This is a genomic window from Claveliimonas bilis (assembly GCF_020892095.1).
Taxonomy (GTDB): domain Bacteria; phylum Bacillota; class Clostridia; order Lachnospirales; family Lachnospiraceae; genus Claveliimonas; species Claveliimonas bilis.
In genome coordinates this window covers 123859-149832 of record NZ_AP024845.1, presented here as the reverse complement: position 1 = coordinate 149832, position 25974 = coordinate 123859, and the positions used below count along the sequence as shown (strand labels likewise).

General features: G+C 40.6%; 27 protein-coding genes and 1 pseudogene. 24 read left to right on the top strand and 4 right to left on the bottom strand.

Translation table 11 applies throughout. The features are described from left to right. Positions 1–62: 62 nt before the first annotated feature. The 3 genes and pseudogenes from EUBC25_RS00780 to EUBC25_RS00770 form a co-directional block, all read right to left on the bottom strand. Positions 63–401 (bottom strand): annotated as a pseudogene (locus EUBC25_RS00780) (transposase); the annotation flags it as partial. Positions 402–541: 140 nt separating this feature from the next. After that, complete coding sequence (istB, locus tag EUBC25_RS00775) at positions 542–1345, bottom strand: IS21-like element helper ATPase IstB (protein WP_230106361.1); 804 nt, start codon at positions 1343–1345, stop codon at positions 542–544. Next, entirely contained in the window at positions 1342–2916 is a 1575-nt protein-coding gene (locus EUBC25_RS00770; protein WP_230106360.1) for a Mu transposase domain-containing protein, read from the bottom strand. The genes istB and EUBC25_RS00770 overlap by 4 nt, the downstream gene beginning before the upstream one ends. 203 nt (positions 2917–3119) lie before the next feature. Here EUBC25_RS00770 and EUBC25_RS00765 point away from each other — a divergent pair, with 203 nt between their 5' ends. The 4 genes from EUBC25_RS00765 to EUBC25_RS00750 all read left to right on the top strand — a co-directional run bounded on the left by EUBC25_RS00765 (position 3120) and on the right by EUBC25_RS00750 (position 6222). Further along, positions 3120–3410, top strand: a complete 291-nt coding sequence (locus tag EUBC25_RS00765; protein WP_230106359.1) for an integrase core domain-containing protein — start codon at positions 3120–3122, stop codon at positions 3408–3410. A gap of 503 nt (positions 3411–3913) precedes the next feature. Continuing rightward, the gene (locus EUBC25_RS00760) at positions 3914–4201 is read left to right on the top strand and encodes a hypothetical protein (protein WP_230106358.1); all 288 of its coding nucleotides are present in this window, start codon (positions 3914–3916) and stop codon (positions 4199–4201) included. Positions 4202–4204: 3 nt separating this feature from the next. After that, the gene (locus EUBC25_RS00755; RefSeq protein WP_230106357.1) at positions 4205–5029 is read left to right on the top strand and encodes a hypothetical protein; all 825 of its coding nucleotides are present in this window, start codon (positions 4205–4207) and stop codon (positions 5027–5029) included. Between the two features lie 74 nt (positions 5030–5103). Beyond that, positions 5104–6222 carry a glycosyltransferase family 2 protein gene (locus EUBC25_RS00750; protein WP_230106356.1) on the top strand — a complete coding sequence of 373 codons (1119 nt, stop codon included), beginning with the start codon at positions 5104–5106 and terminating at the stop codon, positions 6220–6222. Here EUBC25_RS00750 and EUBC25_RS00745 read toward each other — a convergent pair whose 3' ends face one another. Next, positions 6223–9633 (bottom strand): restriction endonuclease, encoded by a 3411-nt coding sequence (locus EUBC25_RS00745; protein WP_230106355.1) that lies wholly within the window; start codon positions 9631–9633, stop codon positions 6223–6225. Between the two features lie 304 nt (positions 9634–9937). Here EUBC25_RS00745 and EUBC25_RS00740 point away from each other — a divergent pair, with 304 nt between their 5' ends. The 20 genes from EUBC25_RS00740 (at position 9938) to EUBC25_RS00655 (ending at position 25969) form a co-directional block, all read left to right on the top strand. Continuing rightward, entirely contained in the window at positions 9938–10855 is a 918-nt protein-coding gene (locus tag EUBC25_RS00740) for a tyrosine-type recombinase/integrase (protein ID WP_230106354.1), read from the top strand. Between the two features lie 379 nt (positions 10856–11234). Next, positions 11235–11990: a PD-(D/E)XK nuclease family transposase gene (locus tag EUBC25_RS00735; protein ID WP_331471490.1), complete on the top strand. Its 756-nt coding sequence runs from the start codon at positions 11235–11237 to the stop codon at positions 11988–11990. 149 nt (positions 11991–12139) lie between these two features. Further along, positions 12140–12556, top strand: a complete 417-nt coding sequence (locus tag EUBC25_RS00730; protein WP_230106353.1) for an HTH domain-containing protein — start codon at positions 12140–12142, stop codon at positions 12554–12556. Positions 12557–12558: 2 nt separating this feature from the next. After that, positions 12559–13227, top strand: a complete 669-nt coding sequence (locus EUBC25_RS00725; RefSeq protein ID WP_230106352.1) for an IS3 family transposase — start codon at positions 12559–12561, stop codon at positions 13225–13227. 26 nt (positions 13228–13253) lie between these two features. Then, entirely contained in the window at positions 13254–13457 is a 204-nt protein-coding gene (locus EUBC25_RS15070) for an integrase core domain-containing protein (protein ID WP_416386658.1), read from the top strand. 149 nt (positions 13458–13606) lie between these two features. Further along, positions 13607–13738 carry a hypothetical protein gene (locus EUBC25_RS14830; RefSeq protein WP_255682345.1) on the top strand — a complete coding sequence of 44 codons (132 nt, stop codon included), beginning with the start codon at positions 13607–13609 and terminating at the stop codon, positions 13736–13738. Positions 13739–14025: 287 nt separating this feature from the next. After that, positions 14026–14967, top strand: a complete 942-nt coding sequence (locus EUBC25_RS00720; protein ID WP_230106351.1) for an RpnC/YadD family protein — start codon at positions 14026–14028, stop codon at positions 14965–14967. A gap of 146 nt (positions 14968–15113) precedes the next feature. Beyond that, positions 15114–15461: a 50S ribosomal protein L19 gene (rplS, locus tag EUBC25_RS00715; RefSeq protein WP_230106350.1), complete on the top strand. Its 348-nt coding sequence runs from the start codon at positions 15114–15116 to the stop codon at positions 15459–15461. Positions 15462–15630: 169 nt separating this feature from the next. After that, positions 15631–16212: a signal peptidase I gene (lepB, locus tag EUBC25_RS00710; RefSeq protein ID WP_230106349.1), complete on the top strand. Its 582-nt coding sequence runs from the start codon at positions 15631–15633 to the stop codon at positions 16210–16212. Between the two features lie 38 nt (positions 16213–16250). After that, entirely contained in the window at positions 16251–17099 is an 849-nt protein-coding gene (gene ylqF, locus EUBC25_RS00705) for a ribosome biogenesis GTPase YlqF (protein ID WP_230106348.1), read from the top strand. Positions 17100–17140: 41 nt separating this feature from the next. Beyond that, the gene (gene lepB, locus EUBC25_RS00700; RefSeq protein WP_230106347.1) at positions 17141–17710 is read left to right on the top strand and encodes a signal peptidase I; all 570 of its coding nucleotides are present in this window, start codon (positions 17141–17143) and stop codon (positions 17708–17710) included. Continuing rightward, entirely contained in the window at positions 17703–18365 is a 663-nt protein-coding gene (locus EUBC25_RS00695) for a ribonuclease HII (RefSeq protein ID WP_230106346.1), read from the top strand. Before lepB (EUBC25_RS00700) ends, EUBC25_RS00695 begins: the two co-directional genes overlap by 8 nt. After that, positions 18362–18733 (top strand): YraN family protein, encoded by a 372-nt coding sequence (locus EUBC25_RS00690; protein ID WP_230106345.1) that lies wholly within the window; start codon positions 18362–18364, stop codon positions 18731–18733. The genes EUBC25_RS00695 and EUBC25_RS00690 overlap by 4 nt, the downstream gene beginning before the upstream one ends. A 53-nt stretch (positions 18734–18786) precedes the next feature. Further along, entirely contained in the window at positions 18787–19629 is an 843-nt protein-coding gene (gene pgeF, locus EUBC25_RS00685; RefSeq protein ID WP_230106344.1) for a peptidoglycan editing factor PgeF, read from the top strand. 12 nt (positions 19630–19641) lie between these two features. Beyond that, complete coding sequence (locus EUBC25_RS00680; protein ID WP_230106343.1) at positions 19642–20517, top strand: mechanosensitive ion channel family protein; 876 nt, start codon at positions 19642–19644, stop codon at positions 20515–20517. Positions 20518–20523: 6 nt separating this feature from the next. Then, entirely contained in the window at positions 20524–22431 is a 1908-nt protein-coding gene (locus EUBC25_RS00675; protein WP_230106342.1) for a DUF975 family protein, read from the top strand. Continuing rightward, entirely contained in the window at positions 22391–23590 is a 1200-nt protein-coding gene (locus EUBC25_RS00670) for a metallophosphoesterase (protein WP_230106341.1), read from the top strand. The genes EUBC25_RS00675 and EUBC25_RS00670 overlap by 41 nt, the downstream gene beginning before the upstream one ends. A 141-nt stretch (positions 23591–23731) precedes the next feature. Beyond that, positions 23732–23995, top strand: a complete 264-nt coding sequence (locus EUBC25_RS00665; protein WP_230106340.1) for a type II toxin-antitoxin system Phd/YefM family antitoxin — start codon at positions 23732–23734, stop codon at positions 23993–23995. Further along, complete coding sequence (locus tag EUBC25_RS00660; RefSeq protein WP_230106339.1) at positions 23988–24248, top strand: Txe/YoeB family addiction module toxin; 261 nt, start codon at positions 23988–23990, stop codon at positions 24246–24248. The genes EUBC25_RS00665 and EUBC25_RS00660 overlap by 8 nt, the downstream gene beginning before the upstream one ends. 185 nt (positions 24249–24433) lie before the next feature. Beyond that, positions 24434–25969, top strand: coding sequence for a DUF6034 family protein (locus tag EUBC25_RS00655; protein WP_230106338.1), 1536 nt, complete (start codon positions 24434–24436; stop codon positions 25967–25969). Positions 25970–25974 lie beyond the last annotated feature (5 nt).

Below are 25974 nucleotides of genomic sequence, written 5' to 3'. Positions count from 1 at the left end.
ACTCAGAGATAGTGTCAATAGTTTTTCGCAAAATCAAAACCTAGCCGTTTAGCAGCCGGTAGTCAGCCGGCTATGATATCAGACAGCAGATTCTCTTCTGGTTTGAAAAGATGCTCCATATTCATATAGCGTCTAGCTCCCCAGCTGGTTGCTGCTACATGACGCAGTCTGGCACATACGAGCATCAAGGCACTCTGTCCATCGGGAAAAGCACCGATGGCTTTTGTACGGCGTTTAATTTCACGGTTGAGACGCTCAATCGTGTTATTGGTCCGAATCCGGCTCCAATGCTGTGTGGGAAAATCCATATAGGTCAAGGTTTCCTCGATTCCATCCTCCACCTTTTTGGCGGCTTTGGCAAGCTTCATAGACTGGAGTTTTTCCGATATCTGGAGCGCTTTTGCAAATGTCAACCACTTTTTTACATTGTTAGGTAAGATGTTTTTTACACCGTATGGTAAGGAGTTTTTTACATACCCTGGTAAGCAGATTTTTACATCGTAAGGTAAGCACTTTCTTACTTTACCCGGTAAGAAGATTTTTACATCCCTGCGTCTCCCTGTGGGTACAGGTCAGGGTGCTTCAGCCGGTAGGATTCCCCGCGGAAAGAGTAACACTTGGCATGGTGCAGGATCCGGTCCAGCATTGCAGTGGTAAGTACTGGATCCCCCATCATCTCAGCCCAGTCAACAATCTCTTTGTTGGTGGTAAAGATGATGGAACTGGTTTCATAGGTGTCACTGATAAATGTGAAAAAGCGGTTTGCCTGTCCGCGGCTGATCGGTGTATAGCCGATCTCATCAATGATGACAAGCTGTGCTTTCTTGATATTTTTGAGTCGAAATCCGGCTGCACGCTCTGTTTCTGCGGTGTCGAGAATCTTAATCAGGTTGGTCATCTTCTCAAAACATACAGTATAGCCACTGTTGATAGCCTGTAGACCAAGGCCACAGGCAACCATGGTCTTGCCGAGGCCGGGAGGCCCCGCAAAGACAAGGTTTCCGCAGTTGTCCAGCCAGGATAATTCTTTCAATACGGAGAGCTGCGCGTGGGTGATACCTGACTCCAGCTCTTCCGGATCAAACTCTTCTAATGGTCGGATATTTGGTGGAAAATGCGCTGCGGAATAGTTACGCTTCCGACGCCGTTCATTCCGACCTTTGACTTCGGTCTCGAGAACAGCCAGAAGGAATTCCCTGCAGGAGGAGTCCTGAAGATCTGCGGTTTCCAGAAGATCCGGAAGCATACGCGCCGCGTGCTTTAAGGTAAACGTTTCAAGCAGGGCTGTGAGCCGCTGTACAGGGATATGGCCGGTATCCATACTTTTTAAGATTTCACGGTTCATCGAGCAGCAGCCTCCTTCCTCTCTGTGCGTTCCTGAAAGGCTTTTGCATAAACAGAAAGATCCGTGTAGCTGACACTGCCGGATGGAACCTGTGCGCGGCAGTCGTCTGTGGCCAGTTCCCGGCCGGCTTTTGCAAGGCTGTAAACAACTTTAAACTGTGAGAACTGATACCGGTATTTCTGGCAGCACTCCTTCATCACCTGTGCTACCAGGGATTTATCCGGATTCTCAGAATCAAGGAATTGTTCAATTGCCCGAAGCTGTTTGGAGATATGCCGTGGATTTTCCTTTTTTACACCATTGATGAAGTGCTGGAAGTCATAGCAGTTCCATTTCCCGCGGAGACGTTCCATGATCTCGATCCAGTCTCCGGAGTCCTGCTTCCGGTGCTCTGGGAGCTGATTGACACTTCCTTTTCGCTCACTGAGGTTATGGGAACAGATATAGTTCAGCTGATCGTCATAAATGTGGATCTTTCCACTGACAACTTTGAATCGTACCGTTTTGAAAGCATAATCACGGGGAACCGAATACCTGCATGATTTATACAGGACGTAAGGCATTGCCGCGATTTCATAAGTGCGGAACGTATTCGGAGATGTTTCATACACGGATGGAAGAAGAGGCCGCATGGCTGACCTTTCAATGCTGTCGTAGACTGCTTTTGGGACCCGTAAGGTAGAACGGTGGATCCGCTGGTTCTTGCGTTCCAGCCATCCGGGCAGGGAACGCCATACATCATCGATACAGGTGACCTTCCGCGCACTGAAGAAGTTTTTCTTCACGAACCCGACAGAGTTTTCGATAGGTCCCTTGCTTTCCGGATCCGCTTTATTACACACCCAGAGCCGGATATCCTGGTCAGTACAGAAATCTTCAAAGGTCCTGGTCTTGATGACTTCACCATAGGTTTCACTGGCGACAAACACGGCGTCCTGGTCAATGACCAGTTCTTTCGGACGCCCTCCAAGCCGGCAGAAACTATGATAGATTGCCTTACAGGCTTCTTCCGAGTTATACTTGTGATCCTGTGCATAAATGCATAAAAAACGGCTGTAACGCAGCAAAAGGCAGATGAAATGGATGTGCGTTGTTTTTGAGAGAGGCTCCTCACCGAAGTCGATCAGCATCTGTTCTCCAGGCGGGGTGTCAAAAACATAATCATAGATACGACGATGCTCCGGTTCCCTGTTGATCTGTCCGGAATCCTCAAGATAGTGGATATAGTTGCGGAGCGTCTGCTGGTTCCCGGGAAGTTTTTCATACGCTCCGTTTTCGATGAATTTTTCTTCCAGGACATCGTAAACAGATGACATACAGAAACTTTTTCCACTGTTCGTCTCAAGGATTCTGATAATCGTGCTGCGGAAAGGCTCCGCGTCAAATGTTTTTGGTTTTGCAAGATTAGCGCCGGGATCATCCGGGAGCACATCCATGTCATAATACTTGCTGATTGTGGGCCGGCTGGGAGGCTTGCGTCCCTGCGCTTCATAGTATCTGATAATATCAGCTTTTGTGTAACCTTGCAGTTTTAAATCCTGTATTTCCTGCATTTTTGTTTTTGTCAGCATAAAGGTCTCCTCTCTTGTGTACTGCTTACAGTATACAAAATCGGATGAACTGCTGACTCCTCCTGTGATAAAACTCGCCGCAGAGGATGTAAAAAAGTTCTTACCGGACGGTGTAAAGAACTTCTTACCAACTCATGTAAAAAACTCCTTACCGCATGATGTAAAAAAGTTCTTACCGCGTCATGTAAAAAACTCCTTACCCTGTGGCTGTAAAATCACCTTACCACGCACATCTGTTTGAAAAGGCCCTGGAGGAGCTGGGGATCGTGTATCACCGGATACAGATAGCAACGCCGAGACATAACGGGAAAGTAGAACGCCAGCACCGGACAGATGAAGCGAGATTTTATAAGCAGATGCGGATGTATAGCCTGGAAGACGGCCGGAAACAGCTGGAAGTGTACCAGAGGAGATCGAATAACTACATCAAGACGTGTCTGGGGATGAAAAGTCCGAATACGATCGTAAAAATGTATCAAGGAGTCATGTTTTAAAGTAGATAAGGACGGCAGGATTATATCACAAAGAGAATGTCAGAGTCAGGTGGTATTCCCCCAAGGGGTCTCCATCTCCCTTGACATTTCTTTCAGGGTGAAGTGTTACCAATCATTGACACCTATACAAGAAAAATGTGTCAACTACAATATAATTTATTGTATAAATATATTAAATGTGATATAGTAAATTGACGGCAAAATTCTTCAGTAACATTTAAAGAGAGGAGTTTGCTGTTTTTTAATTATCGAGAAAATTTGAAATAGTGATTATGATGAGGATATTTTATAGGTTTATTTTGACATTTAATTCACTCCTTTTATTATTGGTGGTATATCTCATAAAATCTCATATATGGATATGGAAACAGGAACAATGGTCTATTGCTGTTTATCTGCTTGTTCCGATTATTTTGTCAATAGTATGTATAAAGATTTCAGATTTTTTGAGTTTGGATTCGATTGAATATGTGCAAACTATAGAAGTAGGTGAAGAGTCTTATATGGCGGTATATTTGGGATATTTTTTTGTGGGAACAAGCATTTCAGATGGAGATTGGATAACATTAATTTGTGTTTTTGGGATGATTTTCCTTTTCGTTTTTTGTTCCCAGGCGCAGTATTTTAATCCAATTTTTCTACTGCTGGGTTATAAATTTTATGGTGTTACGAAAAAAAATGGGGTGAAAATATTTGTGATTTCTAAAAGGCGCATACAGGAAACAGAAGGATTGCAATTTTTGGATTTACGAAGAATTAACGATTTTACTTTTATCGATAAGGGGTGTTAGACCATGGATCACTTATTCGCAAGAATGAAAGGACGAATAGAAAAATATGAAAAAATATTATCTGGAAAGACTATATATGAAAAACCCGAGGATATAGAAAATGCAGTAGAATATGATGTGAATTATAAACTTGAGGAAGATGAATGGTATGCCGTGAAAAGCCTGTCAAAAAAGGATTTTTGTTTACAATTTTTGGGAGAACCTATTGACTCTACTACATATGCACAGATGAAGAAAGGGGATATAAATCAGATCCAATATCTTTGTGCATATCAGTCGGGAAATGAATTTTATTTTCAGAGAGCAATGGAAAGTAGAATTATGCGAAAGCAAAAATTTCTTGATTGCTCAGGAGATTTTAAAATTGAAGAAACAGGACAAGGTATTATTATCAATAAAATTCCTGATGCCATTTATCTGCGGGAGAGGGATATTCTATATTTTAAGAAGTTGGAGACAATTTCGCCGATTTTTAAAGGGATTGATAAGTTGTATCGAGAAGCTACAGGAGAAGAAGTTGAGAAGTTTCTTGATAAGAAATTTATAAAGCTTGGGAATAATTACAATGTAAACAGGGTAGGAAAAGCCAACAGAAAGAGAATTGCATTGGCGATGGATACATTAGTTAAATTAAATAAAACTGAAAAAAAAGAGTTGTTTATATACACAAATGACTATTTCCCAGGACTAAAATATAATGGAAAATCATTTGAAATAAATAACGAAGAAGATTTGAAAAAGCTTCTTTATGGTATAGAACAAAGGTGTTATACAACGCCGATTACAAATGAGAAGCGAGTGGCAAATTCAGTTTACAAGCTAGAATGATGTGAGAATAGTTGAAGATTATGAAGGATAATTAGCAGTTATCCGTAACTACCTGAGGATAAAGGAGGGAATATATGAAACAGTCTATTATTATTACATATCATAAAAATAAAGATATGCTCTATTATTGTCTAAAACGTATTATGGAAACAGTCGATAAAAATGTAGAGATTCTAATTATAGGAAATAATGTTAACGCTTCAGAATTAGAGCTCAACATTGATTCCCAAAGATGTAGATATTATAAATTTCAGGCAAATTTACAATATCCAAAAGCAATCAATTATGGTGTTTCAGTATGCAGCGGAGATATTATCACTTTTGTTGATGCTGATATTTTTGTATGGGATGGCTGGTACGAAAACCTTCTTGAATGTCTGCTGTCCTCAGAACATATTGGAGCTGTTAGTGCCAAACTTATCAATCCATTAAACAATCGTATATTAGACTTTGGAATTATGTATTCGCGTTTCAACGCCGCCCATACTATGATGGGATTAAGCTGGAATCATCCTTTGGCGCAACATAATAGAAAAGTGCAGACTGTATGCAGTGCCGTTCTCATGACAAAAAAGAGTCTGCTCCAGGAAGTTGGCGGACTGGATGAAGAAATTCCCTATTCATATACCGACTGCGACTATTGTCTGCGGCTTAGAGATATTGGATACGAAACCTGGGTGGCTGCAGATGCAATAGCATTTCATAAAGGCAGTACTTCTTCCAATAACTCAAAAACAAACTTCAGTTATTATCGCCTGGATGCAAAAGGGATTTATGGAATGAAAGATTATGCAAAATTCGTATATGATATCTGGGATTGGTTTAAAATCAGTGCGGATTATACAAAAAAGATATATCCTGATCTGGCAGAAAAATATTTATTATTAGACATATCCACTATGTATGATCGAAATAGTTACTATGAAATGATCAAAAGAGAATTGCATGTTGAGTTTCTTGATATTATTGAGCGGCCAGATACCATACGAGATAATGAACATATTACTCTATATGAAACAGTATCTTTCAATTATTTAGATCTGGCCACTCCCATATTATATTTTGTCGATACTTTTATAGGCCTTTTTGAAAATCAGTTGTGGTTTGAGTTACGTAATATTGAATATGATTTGGTTATCGACAGACACGGGAACATAATACGTTTGAAGGATATTGCCGATAAAAAATGCTGATCATATTAACGGAAGATTCATTTTGCCATCGGACGTCTGCTGAATACCGCTTACCCGGATTTTTTTTAACTGCGCGCGTGTAAGCGGTATTTTGTATTTGTCCGGCAAAAAGTCAACATTATAACAAGAACCATATATATTTAATTCAGTAAATGAAATTTGTATATTTTCATACAGTAATTGAAGTTTTATCCAAAAACGTGAGGTCTGCTTTTTTCTGTATTCTGTAAACGCTTGATAAAATGAATAGTAAACATCATCAACATTTCGGCTGTAATAGGCATCTACCCCTTTTATAAGCATAATATCACCAATTTTCCCATTATTCAGCATTAACTGAATTTGTAGTATATCATCGATCAATTTACAGATATAATAGTGCTGTTCACACGGCATATGCTGCAATTTATCCATCGCTTCTGCCATCATAAAAAACGTATTAAATATCATGGGTTCATGGGAATACTCGCCAGTTTTCAGATACTCTCGGCCATTAGCAATGTGAGCAGCTACCTTTCTGCTGTCTTGATTAATCAAATCATACTGTACTAGTTTACGGTAATAATTCATTGTTTTTTCTGGTACTTCCTCAGGTATATTACCAATGCATCTATTCCATATAGAAAACAGCCTGTCCTTATCTTTTAGGAACCCATAATAATTATACCCTTCATCCGAATCATTCAGGTACTGAATTAACCCTTTCTTATGTGGATCTTTTATCAACTTAATATAATCACGAGACTGCCGCATAAATTTTTTACGTTTTTGAATTACTTCTTCAGTTGGTTCGCTATTATTATAGGCTACATACTCGCGATTTAACATAATTGACTGCAAAACATACTTTTCATCCAGCGCCTCGTCTGACAGCTCTTCTGTATTCTTACCTTTACCCAGTATTTCTTGAATCAGGCTTTCGGCAGCGCTTCTCTGATGAGATTCCACAAGTATATCGCAATATGAATGTATCATTTTTCTAAAATTTGTAGAATACAGCATATTGATATCTGGAAAAATTGAAAATATATATTCATAAGCCTTTTTATAAAAATCCGCAGCATTGGAAGAACCTGTATACTCTCTGATATTAATACATATTTTGTGTATAGCTGATATCCAGTCCGGCAGATGTTCAAATATAGAGTATGCATTAAGACATGTATAAAATATATTTTCGAAAAATATTTTTGACAGTTTATTTGGGACTTGGATTGTGTCTAGAGCAGTACAGGTCTTTACAACATATTCTGGGTCCTCTTTAATACAGCAATAGTAAAGTAGTTTCGGTATTTTGTAAAATAATAAAATATTTTCTTTATGATTCTGGTCAATCCACGCAAGACTCTCAAAAATCTTATCTCTATGATATGTTTCAAAATGGTTGCGAATAATGTCATGTTCAAATTCGTATTTATCATCTGAATCTCTTTTAATAAAACTATGAGAACATAAAAAATTGACAGATTCACGAGCAATCTGAAGTGTATTAATAACCTGATCGTCCATTCTTTCAAATAAATACAATGCAGAAAAAATTACTGCAAGTTCTCCTGGATCAATTTGATCCGAAATAAATTCCCAGCGTTTTTTCAATATATCTGCAATGCCATTTGGCAGATTCAATAACACATCTAAAGCGTTGAGATCTGTAAATAAATAACCTTGGTGATTGGGCAGCTGCTTTATTACATTTGATTCCTCCAGTAACCTGACTCCCTGATAAAGATAATAAGGCTTCAGAGAAACCTGATCTATCAGTTTTTCAAAAAAGGGATCGAAGACCTTTTCGGTAGTATGGATTAATTCTCGCAGAAACAGGATGCCCTGTTCATTCGTTCTAAATCCGCTCAGCGTATAGGAGAGTATATGAGGGATTCCCAGATGAAGCAGATTAAATAACAAATTTGCTGCTGTGGAAGTCATATAGTCCAGGTTGAAAGCGCCCGCCAGTACCGAATAATTATATCGGCTTTGGTTAGTACCATAAACAGTATATTGTTCTATAAAATACTGGAAATCTTCATTTGTAAATTGAATATTATCAATCAAAATAATATATTTATAGTTCGAAAGTCTTTCAAAAATAATACTTCCATAATTATCAATAAAATTTTTTATATTATGATCCGCTTTGCTTTTCTCTAAAATACGGAATAATTGCAGTACTTTTTTGCTAGAAGAGGACTCCTCCGGATCCAGTCTCTCTGCTTCCTGTATCTTTTCCTCCAACGCTGAAAGAATAACTGTTTTAGAGACTTCATAAATAAAGCAGATAATTTCCTGAATTAAATATAAGGATGAGAAATTTTCTGTGGCGGTAAGGTTTAGAATTCTATAGCCCTGCTTTAGTCCTTTTCCGATAATTTCGGACAGAATTCTGGATTTTCCGGTCCCACTGGTTCCCGCGAGAAGCAGACAGCTGAAAGAGCGATTGTTAAGCAGTTTTTCTTCAAAATCATCTAAAATTTTTTCATATGATGAACCAATCAATTTGGTCTGCCCCACCCAAGTACACTTCACCTTTTTCACTTCAGATTTTGACTTGTTTTTTCCCTCTGCAGTTAGAATTGTAATATCAAAACGCGGCAATTGCATTGTGGATTTAAAAAGTATGGAACGTAAATTGAGAGGAATTGCTTTACCCTCGCCTTTTTCAAGCTCTACTCTGCACCACTCCTGATTATCACTATGAATATTGGCATCCATATACTCAAAACAAAATCTGTCCGGATTTTCTTTTGAAAACGACAAACTGATATTCATTTTGTCTGATGTTGGATTTTTAATCACAAAAAGCAAAGTAAAAAATTCATTATAATGAATTTTAATTGCTGACCTGTAGTTTATGAATTCATTGTCTGATATAACCGTCCCTAATATAGGATCCTGAAAGAAAAAGATTTCAAAGTTTTCTTTTTGGGGAATATCCTCATCAATTATCTGATCCGGGCGATATTTTGGGGACAAATAACTACTGTTATTAATGATCAAATCTTCCAATATATCTGAATCATAAAAAATGATTCTTTTCCCAGTTTTTTCTCCGTATAATAATATCTTATTTTTGGCACGTGTATTAATCTGTGAACGACTGAAAAAAATAATAGTGTTAACCCCATAAATTTGTGCCATTACTAAAGTAGGAGCCAAGATATCAAGAGCAATTTTGTCTTTGTAATTTTTGCATTCGGCCCAAAGTTTGTTCTGCCCATCTTCTGTTTCCATCAAAGTCCAGAAATCTCTATTATTATCATGTGATTTTCCAGTGCGTACCCATTCTTTTCCGTAAAGGACTGCTAATAATTCATTTATAAGATTTTCGAATTTTAATCCGTCATATTTGGAGTCGTTACCATTTTTACTCTCTACTTTAAATTTATCCCAATACGATTTTGGAAGCTTTTTCATTTGTTTTTCCTTTTTGTTGAATATAAAGATAGAATCACGGATCACGGATAACTGCTAATTATCTTCGATTTTGGAGATAAAAAAGTGAGGACTTTATAACTGACGGATACTGCGGAAAATAATACAGTAAAATGCTATATTAAATCAAAAAGTTGAAGTGGAGCATTTTACTTTAATTAGAATTGAACGACTTGCAATAAGATAGCCGTTATTTTATTGAGAGATTACACAAAAGAAATGTGTATTAGGTAATTCTTTTGTAAATATGCTACACTACCGAAAAAAGGTTATGGAGGACAGAAAAGTGGCTTATACGGAACAAATGAAAAAATATCTGGAATATTGTGAGTTTAGAAAGGAACTGGATTGGAATACTTTAAAAGCATACAGAATTGATTTGAAGCAATTCTTGGAATATACGCTGGAAGATATACCGAACAAAGATAAAATAGAAGATTATATAACAGAATTACATAAGAAATATAAACCAAAAACTGTAAAGCGAAAAATAGCATCTATTAAGGCGTATTATACTTATTTAGAAGAAAGGGATATTATTACAGACAATCCATTTAGAAAAATAAAAGTAAAATTTAAAGAGTCAGTAATTCTTCCCAGAATTATCCCACGGGAAGAAATTGAACAGCTTTTGAATTATATGTATCTACAAGAAAATAAAAATGATGAAAAGGTTTATAAATACTGGCTGCGGGATGTGGCAGTGATAGAAACTTTTTTTGCTACCGGCGCAAGGGTTTACGAAATATCCAATATTAGAGCAGATAGTGTAAACCTTAATACAGGGCTTATCAAAATTATGGGGAAGGGTGGAAAAGAGCGATATATCCAAATTGCTTCGACAGAAATATTGGGTATCTTAAGACAATATTATCATCAAAATGCCGAAGTGATTAAGGAGAGTGGATTTTTCTTTGTTAATAACCGTGGAAGCAGATATACGGAACAATCAATAAGGCTAATGTTAAAAAAGTATACAAAATTAGCCGGGATTGAAAGAAATATAACACCGCATATGTTTCGTCACTCATTTGCAACATATTTGATTGAAGAAGGAGTAGATGTCAGTTGTGTACAGCAGATCTTAGGACATAGTTCCATTAAAACTACCCAGATTTATATACATATTGCGGCAAAAAAGCAGGCGGAGATTTTGAGGGAGTTGCATCCCAGAAATCGGATGAGGATAGGGGAAGCGGCATAAACCATATTTTATCATATTATTACAGGCAAACGGATCGGCTGAATGATAGGCGATCTTTTTTGCGTATGTAAAAATAATTATGATTCTGAAATTATGTCAAATCACTAGACAACCCACCCTACATATGTTAACTTATGCTTAAGGCATTATATCTTCACAATCTTTTGTGTCTTCCACAGGAGGCGGCAAGTGTCTTAGCCTTGTTTCCTGCATCTTATTTTCTAAATACACATCAGGAAAGATATCTCAATGCTTTTACAACTGACTTATATACAGTAAAGAGGTTCTTTCCTGGATGGTATGGAAAATAAGATATGATAATCAGAGAAACCAGTAGGAGAAAGAGCCTCTTCATACTACCAAGAAAAGGAGGCTGCCTATGGGGAAAGAGGCGCAAGATGCCAGAAACTTTACCGCACCAGTGGAAGATCATGAGCTTGGGATTCGATATGAAAAGTATAAGCGGATCCTTGCGGGACTTACGATCATGAGCGATATCTTCATGAGGAATGTGTTGAAAAAGCAGGAATGCACAGAGTATATCCTGCAGGTAATTATGGATAAGCAAAATTTGCAGGTGAAAGAGCAGATTTTGCAGAAGGATTACAAGAATCTGCAGGGAAGATCAGCTATTCTTGACAGCGTTGTTTGTGATATGGAAGAGAAACGGTATAATGTAGAGATTCAGCAGGAAAACGAAGGGGCTTCTGTAAAAAGAGCGAGATATCACAGCAGCCTGCTGGATGTGAATACATTGAAGGAAGGCCAGGATTTTGAGGAATTGGCAGAGAGTTATGTGATTTTTATTACAAGAAACGATGTGCTGGGCTATGGGCTTCCTATTTATCATATTGGCAGGAGAATTAAGGAAGTAAGGGAAGAGTTTCCAGATGAAACTTATATAATCTATGTCAATGCAAAGATCCAGGATGAAACGACAGAGTTGGGAAGATTGATGCACGATCTGCAGTGTCGAAATGCAGAAGAGATGTACAGCGAAATATTAGCTGGGCGTGTTCGGGAATTAAAGGAAACGCCGGAGGGAGTGGATAGTATGTGCCGTGAGATGGACGAGATTTATAATGAAGGAATTGAAAGAGGGTTGCAGCAGGGAATGACGCAAGGGCTGGAATAAACTATACCCTATAGAATGGACAGGTTAAGAAGAAGGGATCCCTAAAAATGGACACAAGCAGAAGGGAAGAAATCCCTAAATGTGGACAATAAAAAGGAGGGATTTCTTCCAGTAGATGATATATAATAAAACTATCTACTGGAGGAAATATGAAAGAATATACAGAGAAACAAATAAAAGAGTTGAAAAAGAATCCATATGTTTTCAAAGTAACAAAACATAAATTATATTATACAGCCAAATTTAAAGAAGATTTTTGGGTAAGTTATCAGGCTGGAAATACACCTCGAAAAATACTTAGAGACTTTGGATTTGATATTAATATATTTGGACAAAAACAAATAGATTCGCTTGTTCAGCATATAAAGAAGCAGGCGCTATCTGGGAATGGCTTCACGGAAGGGGTGAACAGACAAAGGAGAGTTCCTGTGAAAGCAACTTCCGAAGAGAAACTCTCATCACCGCAATCCATAGAAAGCATGCAGAATGAACTTCTGTATTTAAGGCAAGAGGTGGAGTTCCTAAAAAAAATTATTATCGCAGACAATTCAAAGAAGAGAGATTAGTCATGGAGACTTCAGAAAATAAATTTGAAATCATCCAAGAGACAATTCATAAAGCGGATAATAGATTATCAGTCAAAATGCTCTGTGAAATAGCAGGAGTATCCAGATCCGGTTATTACAACTGGGTACATTCAGCAGAAAAAAGAGCCGAAAAGGAAGAACAAGACAGAGCTGACTTCGAGAGAATATTAGAGGCTTACAGCTTCAGAGGTTATGATAAAGGGGCACAGGGAATCTATATGAGACTGCTGCATATGGAACCGCCCATCATCATGAATGTTAAGAAAATAAGACGGTTGATGAAGAAATATGGTCTTATGTGTAATGTTAGAAAAGCAAATCCATACAGAAGGATGGCGAATGCAATAAAAACAAATAACGTTGCAGATAATCTTGTGAAGCGAGAGTTTGAAAAGTATGGTCCTAGGAAGATCCTGCTTACAGACATTACATATATTCCATTTGAAGGACGATTCTGTTATTTATCAACGATTATAGATGCATTTACAAAAGAGATTTTATCCTATGTGCTAAGTGAATCGTTAGAAGTGGACTTTGTTCTGGAAACAGTCCATCTGATGATAGAAAGCATGGAGTATCTCTTACAACAGAAACCATCATACATAGCGACCAAGGCTGTCATTATACAAGCTGCAGTTTTATACAACTGATTAAAGACAAAGGATTAAGGCAATCTATGTCCAGAAGAGGAAATTGTTGGGATAATGCACCACAGGAAAGTTTCTTTGGTCGAATGAAGGATCATATAGGAGATAGGATAAAAGAATGTACAACATACAGAGAGGTTCTTGGTATTATTGATGATTGGATGGATTATTATAACAAGGATCGATATCAATGGGAATTAGCCAAGCTTTCACCCAATGAATACTATAAATAGACAACAACAGGAATATATCCGATCAAGGGGAGAAAACCTTCTGCGGATATGGATGAAGAAGGTAATTAAACATAGTGATATAGCCATCTATTGGTTAGAAAATAAAAATCCCTTCTTCTTAATTTGTCCTTGACAAAGGGTACACTTTAATGGAAATGAAACAGGAAACGGTTCTATCCATGGCCAATCTTGGCATGCCGGTGGAGCATATCGCAGCAGTAGTAAAGGAAAGTGTTGGTATAGTCCAGAAGTGGATCTTCGAAAGTAAGGCAGTAATATAAGGGAAACTGAGGTTGGACTGTATATGTCACATTGAAAATAAGGAGTTTAGAGGGGAAGTAAGAGCAGATATTAATTTCCATAAATCCGGTCTTTACTTTCCTTCTTTTTTGTTCTATAATAAATTATGTAAATTGATAAGAGGATAGATGGAATATGAGAAAGGTCATCTATCCTTGACGATGAATAGAGATATAGTCTGGAGCAGATTCTTTCCGTGATAGCCAATCAGATACTGTAATGACAGATTGTTACTTATTTTCAGCAACAGAATGGAAGAGGAGTGAATATGAGAAACACGGAAATCAAGCCTGACGTTATATTTAAAAGTTTTTGGAGAGATAACGGACATTTTGCCAGTCTCTTTAACACAGTTGTATTTGGCGGTAAGACGGTGATACAGCCGGAGGCGCTGAAAGAGCTGGATACAGATGTATCCAATTTCATAAAATCTGGAAAGTATGAAGAAAGTTTGACAAGAACCAGAGATCTTGTGAAAAAGGCAGCTCATGGCACGGACTTTGTGATACTGGGAATAGAGAATCAGCGGAAGATCCATTATGGGATGCCACTGAGAGTTATGATTTATGATGCGCTAAGTTACCTGAAAGAATGTCAGGAAATTGCAGGGAAGCACAAGGGAGCTGGTGATAAGGCGACTGCTGAAGAATTTCTTTCCGGCCTGCATAAAGGAGACCGGCTGCATCCTATTATAACCATTGTGATCTATTATGATGAAAAACCGTGGGATGGCGCACAGAGCCTGAAGGACATGATCGGTGATATGCCCTCGGAGATTTCCGGAGTGTTTTCGGATTATCGGATGAATCTGCTGCAGGTGAGGGAGTCATCCCAATATCATTTTGATAATGAAGATGTTCAGACTATTTTTGAAATCACCAGATATATTTATCAGGGTGAATTTGCTAAGGTGAAGAAATTTTATGGAGAAAAAACAGTGAAATCCGACGTGGGTGCGGTGATCGGAGTTATGGCAGACAGCAGCTTGATCGTTGAAGAAGCCTTGGAGAGTGAAGGAGGAATGAACATGTGTACGGCATTAGAGAAACTGGAAGAAAAGGGTCGTGAGGAAGGAAGATTAGAAATGAAACAGGAAACGGTTCTATCCATGGCCAATCTTGGCATGCCGGTGGAGCAGATTGCAGCAGTAGTGAAAGAGAGCGTTGGTATAGTCCAGAAGTGGATTTCCGAAGGAAAAGCAGCGGTATAACCGGAAAATAATCCTTGCATTCTTCCTTCTCATATGTTATCATAAATCATGTTGTGAGAAAAAGAGATGGTCCTCTGATACGCGCCCTTTGTAAGAGAGGGAAATAGAAATGTATTAAGAACGTCCGAATAACAAGGAGGTCACACATGAACGAAATTATTAAGAGCATTGAAGCAGAACAGCTCAAAGAGAATGCGCCGGAGTTTAACGTAGGCGATACCGTAAAAGTATACGGTAAGATCAAAGAAGGAAACCGTGAAAGAATCCAGGTTTTTGAAGGAACAGTCCTGAAAAAACAGGGTGGAAGCACAAGAGCGACATTTACAGTAAGGAAAACATCCAACGGTGTAGGTGTTGAGAAGACTTGGCCGCTTCATTCTCCTAATGTGGAGAAAGTTGAAGTAGTTCGCCGCGGTAAAGTAAGAAGAGCGAAACTGAACTACTTAAGAAACCGTGTAGGTAAAGCTGCTAAGGTAAAAGAGTTAGTAAAATAGGAAAACACAAGAGGAAGGGACAAATACATATTGTATCTTGTCCCTTTTTGTTACTATTCACAGTCTTAGCCCCGTAAGGGGCGGAACTGAAGCATATAAGCGCAACGAGTGCGCATGTAGGTGGAGTAGCTGTGAATAGTAACTCTCTGCTATATAGGTACAGCTGATTATGAGAGGATTAAAATTCAGAAGAAGATATAGAAGAAAAAAATTTCACATTGAAATGCTGAAGCCGGTTGTGGTATGGGCAGGAAAAATTGCTCTTGTCTGTTTGTTTGCCTTTGTGTTCGTGTGGTATTTCGGACAGAGGGTGGCGACAGTCGGGGATTCCATGAAGCCGGTTTTGGAAAATGGAGATGTTACACTGGTAAATCGTATTGTCTATGATGCTACAGCGCCAAAACGGGGCGATATTATTGTGTTTAAGCCAAAAGGAAATGAAAATTCCCATTACTATATCAAACGAATTGTAGGCCTTCCGGGTGAAACCGTGGAGATTATAGAGGGAAAAGTTTATATTGACGGTGAAAGGCTGGAAGAAGACTACGAGACAACGGAGATCACAGATGTGGGAATTGTGGACAAGGAAATAGAACTGGCAGGCGATGAGTTCTTTGTACTGGGGGATGACCGCCAGAACAGTGAGGACAGCAGAATGGCAGATATTGGGAATGTGAAGAGATCCTATATTTACGGGAAAGTATGGTTTGTCGTTTCGCCGGGAAATAATTTTGGCTTTGTCAGATCATAGAGATAACATGTTTGAAATAAAAGAGGAGAAAAGAACAGATGCACTTTCAATGGTATCCTGGACATATGACCAAAGCAAGGCGTATGATGCAGGAAAATATAAAATTGATCGATCTCGTGATCGAATTGGTGGATGCCCGGATTCCCCTAAGCAGCAGGAATCCTGATATTGATGAACTGGGCAGGCAGAAATCCAGGCTGATCCTGCTGAATAAAGCAGATCTGGCGGAGAACAAGTGGAATGATGCCTGGATAGAATATTTTAAAGACAAAGGCTATCTTGCGGTGAAGGTTAATTCCAAGAAGGGCGGCGGGATCAAAAATATCCAGTCTGTCATTCAGGAGGCCTGCAAAGAGAAGATTGAAAGGGACAGGAAAAGAGGAATTTTAAACCGGCCGGTCCGCGCCATGGTAGTAGGGATTCCCAATGTGGGAAAATCTACCTTTATTAATACGCTGGCGGGAAAGGCCTGTGCAAAGACGGGCAATAAGCCTGGAGTGACAAAGGGAAAGCAGTGGATCCGCCTCAATAAAGGGGTGGAGCTTTTGGATACGCCGGGAATCCTCTGGCCGAAATTTGAAGATCAGCAGGTGGGAATGAAGCTTGCCTTTATTGGATCGATCAAAGATGAGATCTTAAATACAGAAGAACTGGCGGCGGAATTTCTGAAATTTATGCAGCAGCACTATCCGGGAATCATTGCCGGAAAATATAATATAGAAGAAACCGGAGACGTTTACGAAGTGCTGAATCGGATTGCGGAAAGCCGGCATTGTATTGTGCGGGGAAATGAGCTGGATGTGGAAAAGGCAGCGGCCCTTCTGATGGATGATTTCCGCAGTGGACGGCTGGGAGAGCTTACTCTGGAATATCCGGACAGGATATGATAAAATCAAGACAGAATGCGACAGGAAAAGAGGATAAACATATGGCTAGATATAGGAGAGGCCGTCGGAAGGAACACGGAATTATCCGGGAACTGCTGGGCTGGATCATCTATATACTGATTATCATTGGGCTGACTTACCTGATTATTACTTACGTAGGACAGAGAACGCGGGTCAGCGGATCATCGATGGAGACAACGTTAAGTGATGGAGATAACCTGATCGTGGACAAGATTTCCTATCGGTTCCGGGATCCCAAACGATATGATATTATCGTATTCCCTTATAAATATGAAGAAAATACATATTATATCAAGAGGATCATCGGGCTGCCGGGCGAGACGGTGCAGGTGACAGGAGGATATGTATATATTAACGGAGAACTTCTGGAAAGTGATATTTATGGGGCGGAGCCTATGGCGGATGGAGGAATTGCATCAGAGCCTATTACCCTGGGAGCGGATGAATATTTTGTTCTGGGAGACAACAGGAATCATAGTTCGGACAGCAGGGATCCAAGTGTAGGAATCCTGCACCGGGAGGATCTGCTGGGAAGAGCCTGGGTCAGAATCTATCCGTTTGACCAAATGGGAGTGATCCGTCATGAATAAAAAAGAGCGGGAAAGAATGGAAAAACAGGCCGCCAGACTTGCAAAAGAACGGGAGCGCCTGGAAGCGATGAGCGTATATGAAAAGCAGTATGCTTCCTGCTTGGCCATATGCGGCATTGATGAGGTGGGAAGAGGTCCGCTTGCAGGCCCGGTGGTGGCAGGAGCGGTCATTCTTCCCAGGGATACAGAAATTTTATATCTGAATGATTCTAAGAAACTTTCAGAGAAGAAGCGGGAAGCGCTCTATGATGAGATTATGGAAAAAGCAGTTGCTGTCGGCATAGGGATGGCCAGTCCGGCCAGGATTGATGAGATCAATATTCTTCAGGCAACTTATGAGGCGATGCGCATGGCTATCGATAAGCTTCAGGTGCGCCCGGATCTTCTGCTGAATGACGCGGTGACTATTCCTGGTGTGGAAATTTCCCAGGTCCCCATTGTAAAGGGAGATGCCAAGAGTATTTCCATCGCGGCAGCCAGCATTGTCGCAAAGGTGACAAGGGATCGGATGATGAAGGAATATGAGGAGATTTTTCCTGGATATGACTTTGCATCCAACAAAGGATATGGGACAAAGGCGCATATCCAGGCGCTGAAGACACTGGGACCATGTGTCATACACAGACGAAGCTTTATCGGAAATTTTGTGAAATGAGAAAGCGGGAAGAAAATCAAAGACAAACAGGGTCGTTTTATGAAAGAAAAGCAGGGGAATACCTGGAGAAACAAGGCTATAAAATCCTGGAATACAATTACAGATGCAGGGCAGGAGAAATTGATATTGTAGCCAGGGATGGGGAATACCTTGTATTCTGTGAAGTGAAATACAGGAAAGACAATAAAAAAGGCACACCTCTGGAAGCGGTGACGCTGCAAAAACAGCGGACGATTTCCAGGTGCGCCATGTTTTATATTATGGAAAGAGGACTGGATGGAGAAGCCTGCCGTTTTGATGTGGCGGGAATTACCGGAAGCGGGGAAAAGATCGAACTGATCCGCAATGCATTTCCCTATATGGAGTAAGCTTGCAGGATAAGATGACGGATGATAAAGTGATAGAAGGAGAGGAAGGGCCTATGAGTATTGGATTGATTTATAAAAATAATGACCATGTAATAGAAGAAAAGGTAAAAGAGGGAGTACCATTTCTTTCCTATCCGATTCTGGAAAATACCGGTATCGTCTCTCATGGCTTTTCTACCCGGCTTGGCGGTGTAAGTGAAGGCGGGTATTCCTCTATGAATTTGAGCTTAAGCAGGGGAGACAATCCGGAAGCAGTAGAGGAAAATACAAAGAGGATTGCCCGGGCTATCGGTGTGGAAAAGGAGAAGATGGTCTATACACAGCAGACCCATACAACCAATGTTGCTGTTGTATCTGGAAAGGATGCAGGAAGTACGCTTAAAGAGACAGACGGCCTTGTGACAAACAGTCCCGGCATTTGCCTGGTGACGTTTTATGCTGACTGCGTGCCTTTGTATTTTGTGGATCCGGTAAAACGGGCGATCGGACTTAGCCATTCGGGATGGCGGGGAACCGTAGGAAAGATGGCGGCAGCTACTGTGGAAAAAATGAAGGAATGCTTTGGAACAAGGCCGGAAGATATCATAGCGGCGGTTGGACCTTCTATCTGCCAGGACTGCTATGAGGTAAGCGAAGATGTGACCAGCCGTTTTAAAGAGGCTTTTCGGGAGGAAGACTGGAAAGATTTATTTTATAAAAAAGAAAACGGGAAATTTCAGCTTGATCTGTGGAAGGCAAATGAGATCAATCTTCAGGAGGCAGGCGTGCTTCCGGAACATATTGCAGTGACAAATGTGTGTACCTGCTGCAATCCGAAGATTTTATTTTCACACAGAGTCCAGGGATGGAACAGAGGGAATTTGTGTGCATTTCTTGCACTGAAGGATAAAGAATAAGGAGGCAGAAAGATGGATACAGAAGAAATTGCACAGACAACAGAAGAAACAGTGGAAAATGTAAACCTTTTTATTCAATATGCTCAGGACCATATTCCGGATCTGATCGGATTTGGGATCAAAATTATTCTGGCAATTCTTGTATTTGTAATAGGAAAATGTGTGATCCGGATGGTGCGAAGGCTGACAGGAAAAGCATTTGAACGGTCCCATGCGGACAAGGGAGTACAGCAGTTTACCGATTCCATCATTAAATTCGGGCTGTACTCGGTGCTGGTCATCCTGATCATTACCAGTTTTGGCGTAAATCTTTCTTCTATTACAACCATCCTGGCGGCGGCAGGCGTGGCAGTCAGCCTCGCACTGCAGGGCGTGATCTCCAATTTTGCGGGAGGCGTGCTGATCCTGACGCTTCGTCCTTTTGTGGTAGGAGATTATATTATTGAGGATAACAATAAGAATGAAGGTACGGTAAAGGAAATCCAGCTTTTTTATACGAAGCTGACAACGGTTGATAATAAAACCATTGTTGTGCCGAACGGTATGCTGACCAACAATAGTCTGACGAATGTGACAGCGAGGGACGAAAGGCAGCTGGATCTTCGAATAGAGATTTCTTATGAATCTGATCTTCGCAAAGCCAAGGATATTCTTGAAAATCTGCTGGAGAACACACCGGAAATCATGAAGGATAAAGAGAGGAATGTGTTCGTGGATGAACTGGGAGCCAGCGGAGTACGTCTGGGCGTCAGGGCATGGACAGGCATGGATGAATACTGGAAAGTACGGTGGAAATTTTTAGAAGATATTAAACTTAGTTTTGACCGGGAAGGAATCGTCATTCCTTACCCGCAGATTATGGTGCATAAGAGTACTGATGAGGGATAAAAACAGATGACGACAAGAAAAGAGATGAAAAGGAAGGCCAAAAAGGCTGTGAAAAAGCACTATATTCTCTATGTGGCAGTATGTCTTATCATGGCATATATGGGAGTGGAATTTTCCTCTTCTCTCAATGTGCTGGATATCACTCCGGCAGAGGAAGTATACCGCATAGAGGATGAAGAGCGACTGACGAGAATCGGCGCAAACAGCGACGGGCTGATCGATGTTATTGCAGATCTGCTGGCGGGCGATCAGGAAGGCGGGCAGGAGCTCTCCAGTCAGATCAAGGAAGAGGAGAAAGAAAGATCCCTGGAGGGGAATCCGGTATTTGGAAGAACCCGGGGAGTGTTTGCGGGTATTGTAAACAATATTACATCAGGATCAGCGCTGGTCTTTTTAGTGGGCGCGCTTCATTCGCTGCTGGGATCAGAGAGTGCGGCAATTTTGGTTTTGGTACTTTTTGGAATTGCATTTCTGTTTTCTGTCTGGTTTTTCATAACTAATGTTGTATCCGTGATTGCCAGGAGAATTTTTCTGGAAGGGCGGATTTATGAAACGATACCTTTTCAAAGGTGCCTGTTTTTGCTGCGGGTGAAAAAGTGGGTAAAAGCATGCTGTACCATGTTTTTGACCGCCTTTTTTCAGTTCCTGTGGTCCTTTACAATTATCGGAGGAATTATCAAATATTATTCCTATTACCTGGTGTCCTATATTGTGGCGGAGAATCCGGATATTTCCTCCAGGGAGGCGATTCGTCTTTCCAGAAGGATGATGAAGGGACATAAATGGGAATGCTTTGTCTATGAGCTTTCTTTTTTGCCGTGGACATTTTTGGGAGCGGCGACAGCAGGGCTGTCTGAGATATTTTACTCTAATCCTTACCGGGCAGCTTCCTTCAGTGAATACTATGCACAGCTTCGGGAGGAAGCAAAAAAGGCCCGTATAAAGGGAAGTCAGTATTTGAATGATACTTATCTTTTTGAAAAGGCAGAAGATGAGATGATCTATCTTGCCTATGAAGATGTGATCTCAGCGCTGGTAAGACCGAAAAGAGATGGAAGGAAATTGAAGGGGATCCGAAAATTCTTTGCTGATTATCTGGGTATCCTGCTGACAAATACAAAAGAAGAAAGAGAATATGAGGAGACACAGGCTCTTCATATGCGAATGCAGTTTTTAAAAGACGCAGTGGACAGAAAGTCATATCCCAGCCGATTGTCAGCGCTTCCGGAGCAAGAAAAGCGAAAAAAGGTGGAAATGATCCATTATCTCCGTCATTATTCGGTGTGGTCTGTCATTGTTTTATTTTTTGTCTTTTCCTTCATGGGATGGCTGTGGGAGGTCAGCCTTCACCTGGTGCAGGACGGAGAATTTGTGAACAGAGGAGTCCTTCACGGACCATGGCTGCCGATTTACGGGGGCGGAGGGGTTCTCATTCTCTTACTGCTGAACAAGATCAGAAACAGGCCGTTGGCAGAATTTGTGGGAATTATTCTTCTCTGCGGAACAGTGGAATATTTTTCCTCCTATTATCTGGAAATGGCTCACAACGGGGAAAGATGGTGGGATTACAGCGGATATTTTCTGAATCTGCACGGGAGGATCTGCGCAGAGGGACTTCTTGTATTCGGAATTGGGGGTATAGGTCTGGTCTATGTCCTGGCGCCTCTTTTGGACAATGCGATCCAGAAGATACCTCTTCAGATTTTGGCCCCCTTCTGTGTGGTGCTCACAGTGATCTTTGCGGCAGATACCGTTTATTCTATGAAATATCCAAATACCGGAAAGGGAATTACGGATTATGAAAGTAGAGTGGTAACAGATAACTGGAATCAGGAAAACAAGATTTACATACATATACAGGAGAATAATACATATGCTTGCAATCTATTTATCCCCAATTTATATACTGGTTAATCTATACTTATTTCGCTGGCTGCTCCGCTGGATGGGGGCCTGCCATCACTTCTTTCAGAAGAAATGGATGAAAGCAGGGATGGCCGTGATTTATTTTATCCTGGCCTCTTCCCTTTTGATCGGCTTCCTTCTTCCGGCGGGCAATCTGCAGAGATTTTTCAAATCACTGGGAAATTACTGGCTCGGCGTACTTTTGTATGCGGTTTTGGCAGTTGTCATTGCAGATGTGATACGATTGATCCTGCGGCGGGTAAAGAGGATCGATCAGGATAAACTTCGCTCCCGCAGGACGCTGGCCGTTGGAGGAGGAGCGGCCCTTCTTATCATTATGGCCGTTTCTGTCTGGGGGGTAGTGAATGCCAGAATCATACGGACAACAGAGTATGAGATTACCGTAAAAAAGAACGGAGGCAATCTGGATGAACTGAATGTGGTGCTTCTTGCAGACCTGCATTTGGGCTATAATATCGGATGCCGTCAGATGGAACAGATGACAGAGAAAGTCAATGCACAAAACCCGGATCTGGTTGTGATAGCGGGAGATATTTTTGACAACGAATATGAGGCGCTGGACGATCCGGAAAGATTGATTTCCATTTTGAAAGGAATCAAGAGTAAATATGGTGTGTTTGCCTGCTATGGGAATCATGATATTCAGGAAAAGATCCTGGCAGGCTTTACTTTCGGAAGCAGGGAAGGAGAAAAAGCCAGTGATCCCAGGATGGACGAGCTTCTTGAAAAAGCAGGAATCACTCTTCTTAGGGATGAGGGAGTGCTGATCGACAACAGCTTCTATCTCTATGGGCGTCCGGATGAAAAGCGCCCGGGAAGAGGAATTACCAGGCGGGCCAAGCCAGAGGAGATTACAAAAGATATGGATCAGGATAAACCGATCCTTGTGATAGACCATGAGCCAAGCCAGCTTGGAGAATTATCCGAGGCCGGCGTGGATGTAGATCTGTGCGGACATACCCACGACGGGCAGATGTTCCCCGGCAATCTTGTCATGGATTTCCTGTGGGAAAATCCGTGCGGTTATCTTAAGAAAGGTGACATGCACAATATCGTGACTTCCGGCGTAGGACTGTTCGGGCCGAATATGCGGGTTGGAACGAAAGCGGAGATCTGCCCCATTAAGATACAGTTCGAGGCGGCTTGAAACAGCTGAATTTTGAAAAATGAAAATTATTTAGAATAGAAGAGCAGATGAGTACATATAATTGTACTAAGAGAATTGACGTACAAAATATTGTACGTTATAATGTAAATACAGAAAACAGTATGTCTGGAGGTGCGATATATGTTGGCTGTTAATTATACTATGCTTAGAGAAAATATGAAAAGCTGTATGGATAAAGTTACAGATGATTATGAAACGCTGATCGTAACCAGAAAAAACAATAAAAATGTGGTTATGATTTCGGAAGAATCTTATAACAATATGATGGAAAATCTGCATCTTGTCGGGAATAAGACAAATTATGACTGGCTGATGGAGTCTAAGAAACAATTAGAACAGGGAATGGTTTCCATGCACAATCTGGATGAGGCGGGCGATGAATAAAGTTTTTACAGAAAATGGATGGAAAGACTATATATATTGGCAGACGGAAGACCGGAAAACATTGAAGAAAATAAATCGCCTTCTGGATGACATATCAAGAAATGGGAATACAGGCATAGGAAAACCAGAGCCGTTGGTTGGAAATCTGTCTGGATTCTGGAGCAGAAGAATAAATGACACTGACAGGTTGGTATATAGAATAGATGAAAATAATGTTTACATTCTGGCTTGTAGGTATCATTATGATATTTAAGAAAAATGTGTGCAGCAGTATCTTATGGGTACTGCTGTTTTTTATTTGTAAGAGAGTTGGAAAATTCAAAAAACAGATTAACATATGATTGAATATACTGATAATTTATCTTATAATAATATCAACAATACAATATATAAATAGTCCTGTAAAAGGAAGAAGATATGGGTGTGGAGGATAAATGTATGAAAAGAAAGATATTATCCATTTGCTGCGTTTTATGTATGGTATTATCTTTAGCTGCCTGTCAAGAGACTCCGGAAGAGGAGATTGTGCTTGATAAGTCTAAGGGACTGCCAAAGGACAGTATTCTTCCAAAGGAGTCGCAAATACCCAAGGACTTTGGAGCGCCAGATCAGTGGCAGGAATCGGTAGAAAAAGGAAACATAGCAGTATCCATCAAGGCGGACTGTCAGATCAATCTTCCTCAGATTTATAATGCACCGGTATATGAGTTGGAAGTGCAGCATATGACAGGGGAACTGCTGGAGCAGCTTTGTGAGTATTTTTCGGACGGAAATCCGCTGTATAAGGAGCCGGAGATGAGCAAAGCGCGCCTTGAGGAAGAAAAGGAAATTCTCCAGCAAGGCAAAGGAGAGTGGGGATTTGACGATCAGGAGATCATAGATGCCAAAACAGGCCAAATTGATGAACTGTTGCAGGATGCGCCGCCAAAAGAGAGCAAAGAGTCTGTGGAGGTGAAACTTGATAAGCCATGCCAGACAGAGTACGAACGGATACAGACAAAGAGCGGTTCTATAGCACCGAGATACAGTAAATTTTATTTTGATACAGATGAGAAGATCGGATTTCGGGCAAGGGTAGATTGCGGGAAGAAAACGGATCCATTGATTTATGCGATCGACTATGATGAGGACGTTGGAAGTACCACAAATTTTCTTTTTCAGCAGGGGAATTTTATAGACGAAAAAGAATTGGCAAAAAAATTGAAAAACTGTGAGCTTTTGCAGATCGGTCAAAACTATCTGGAATATCTTCAGTGGATAGAAACAGAGATGAACGATACAGACCGTTTTACAATTTCGGAGGAAGAAGCAGTTGCGATGTGCGGAAAAGTATTAGAAGATCTCGGACTTAATGATTACACGATGACGGGATGCTGCAGGACGGTTGGAAATGCAGAGGGTGAGAGTATGGCAGGCGTGAATCAGGATGAGGGAATCACAGATTACGGATTCTCCATTTATTACAATCGGAAGGCGGGAGAGCTTGCAGGATATGAACAGCCGTTTCAGCAGCCTTTTAATGATCTGCCGGAAGAAGTTTATGCCCCTCCTTTTGCTACGGAGCAAATTCGTATTATTGTGACCGGGGAAGGGATCATGCAGTTTGAATGGGATAATCTTTCCCAAAAGGTAGGGACGATAGCAGAGAATACTGAATTATTATCTTTTGATGAAATAAAAGAAAAATTATATGATCATCTACTGTATGTTTCTCTGGCAAAGTATGGGGAGGAGGACTATGGAGATATCTATTATTATGAGATTAAAGATGTCCAGCTTCGCGGAGCAAATGTCCCGGCATTTGAGAATCCCGACGGAGCGTGGCTTGTGCCGGTTTGGGTCTTTACTGTGGGACACGAAGTGACTTTTGGAACTTTGGGAACCACTCCTTTTAGTGATATGATAGTTGTTTTAAATGCCATTGACGGAGGGTATATCCAGCCTAATATTGATTCTCGGATTCCGGTAGACTAATTTCT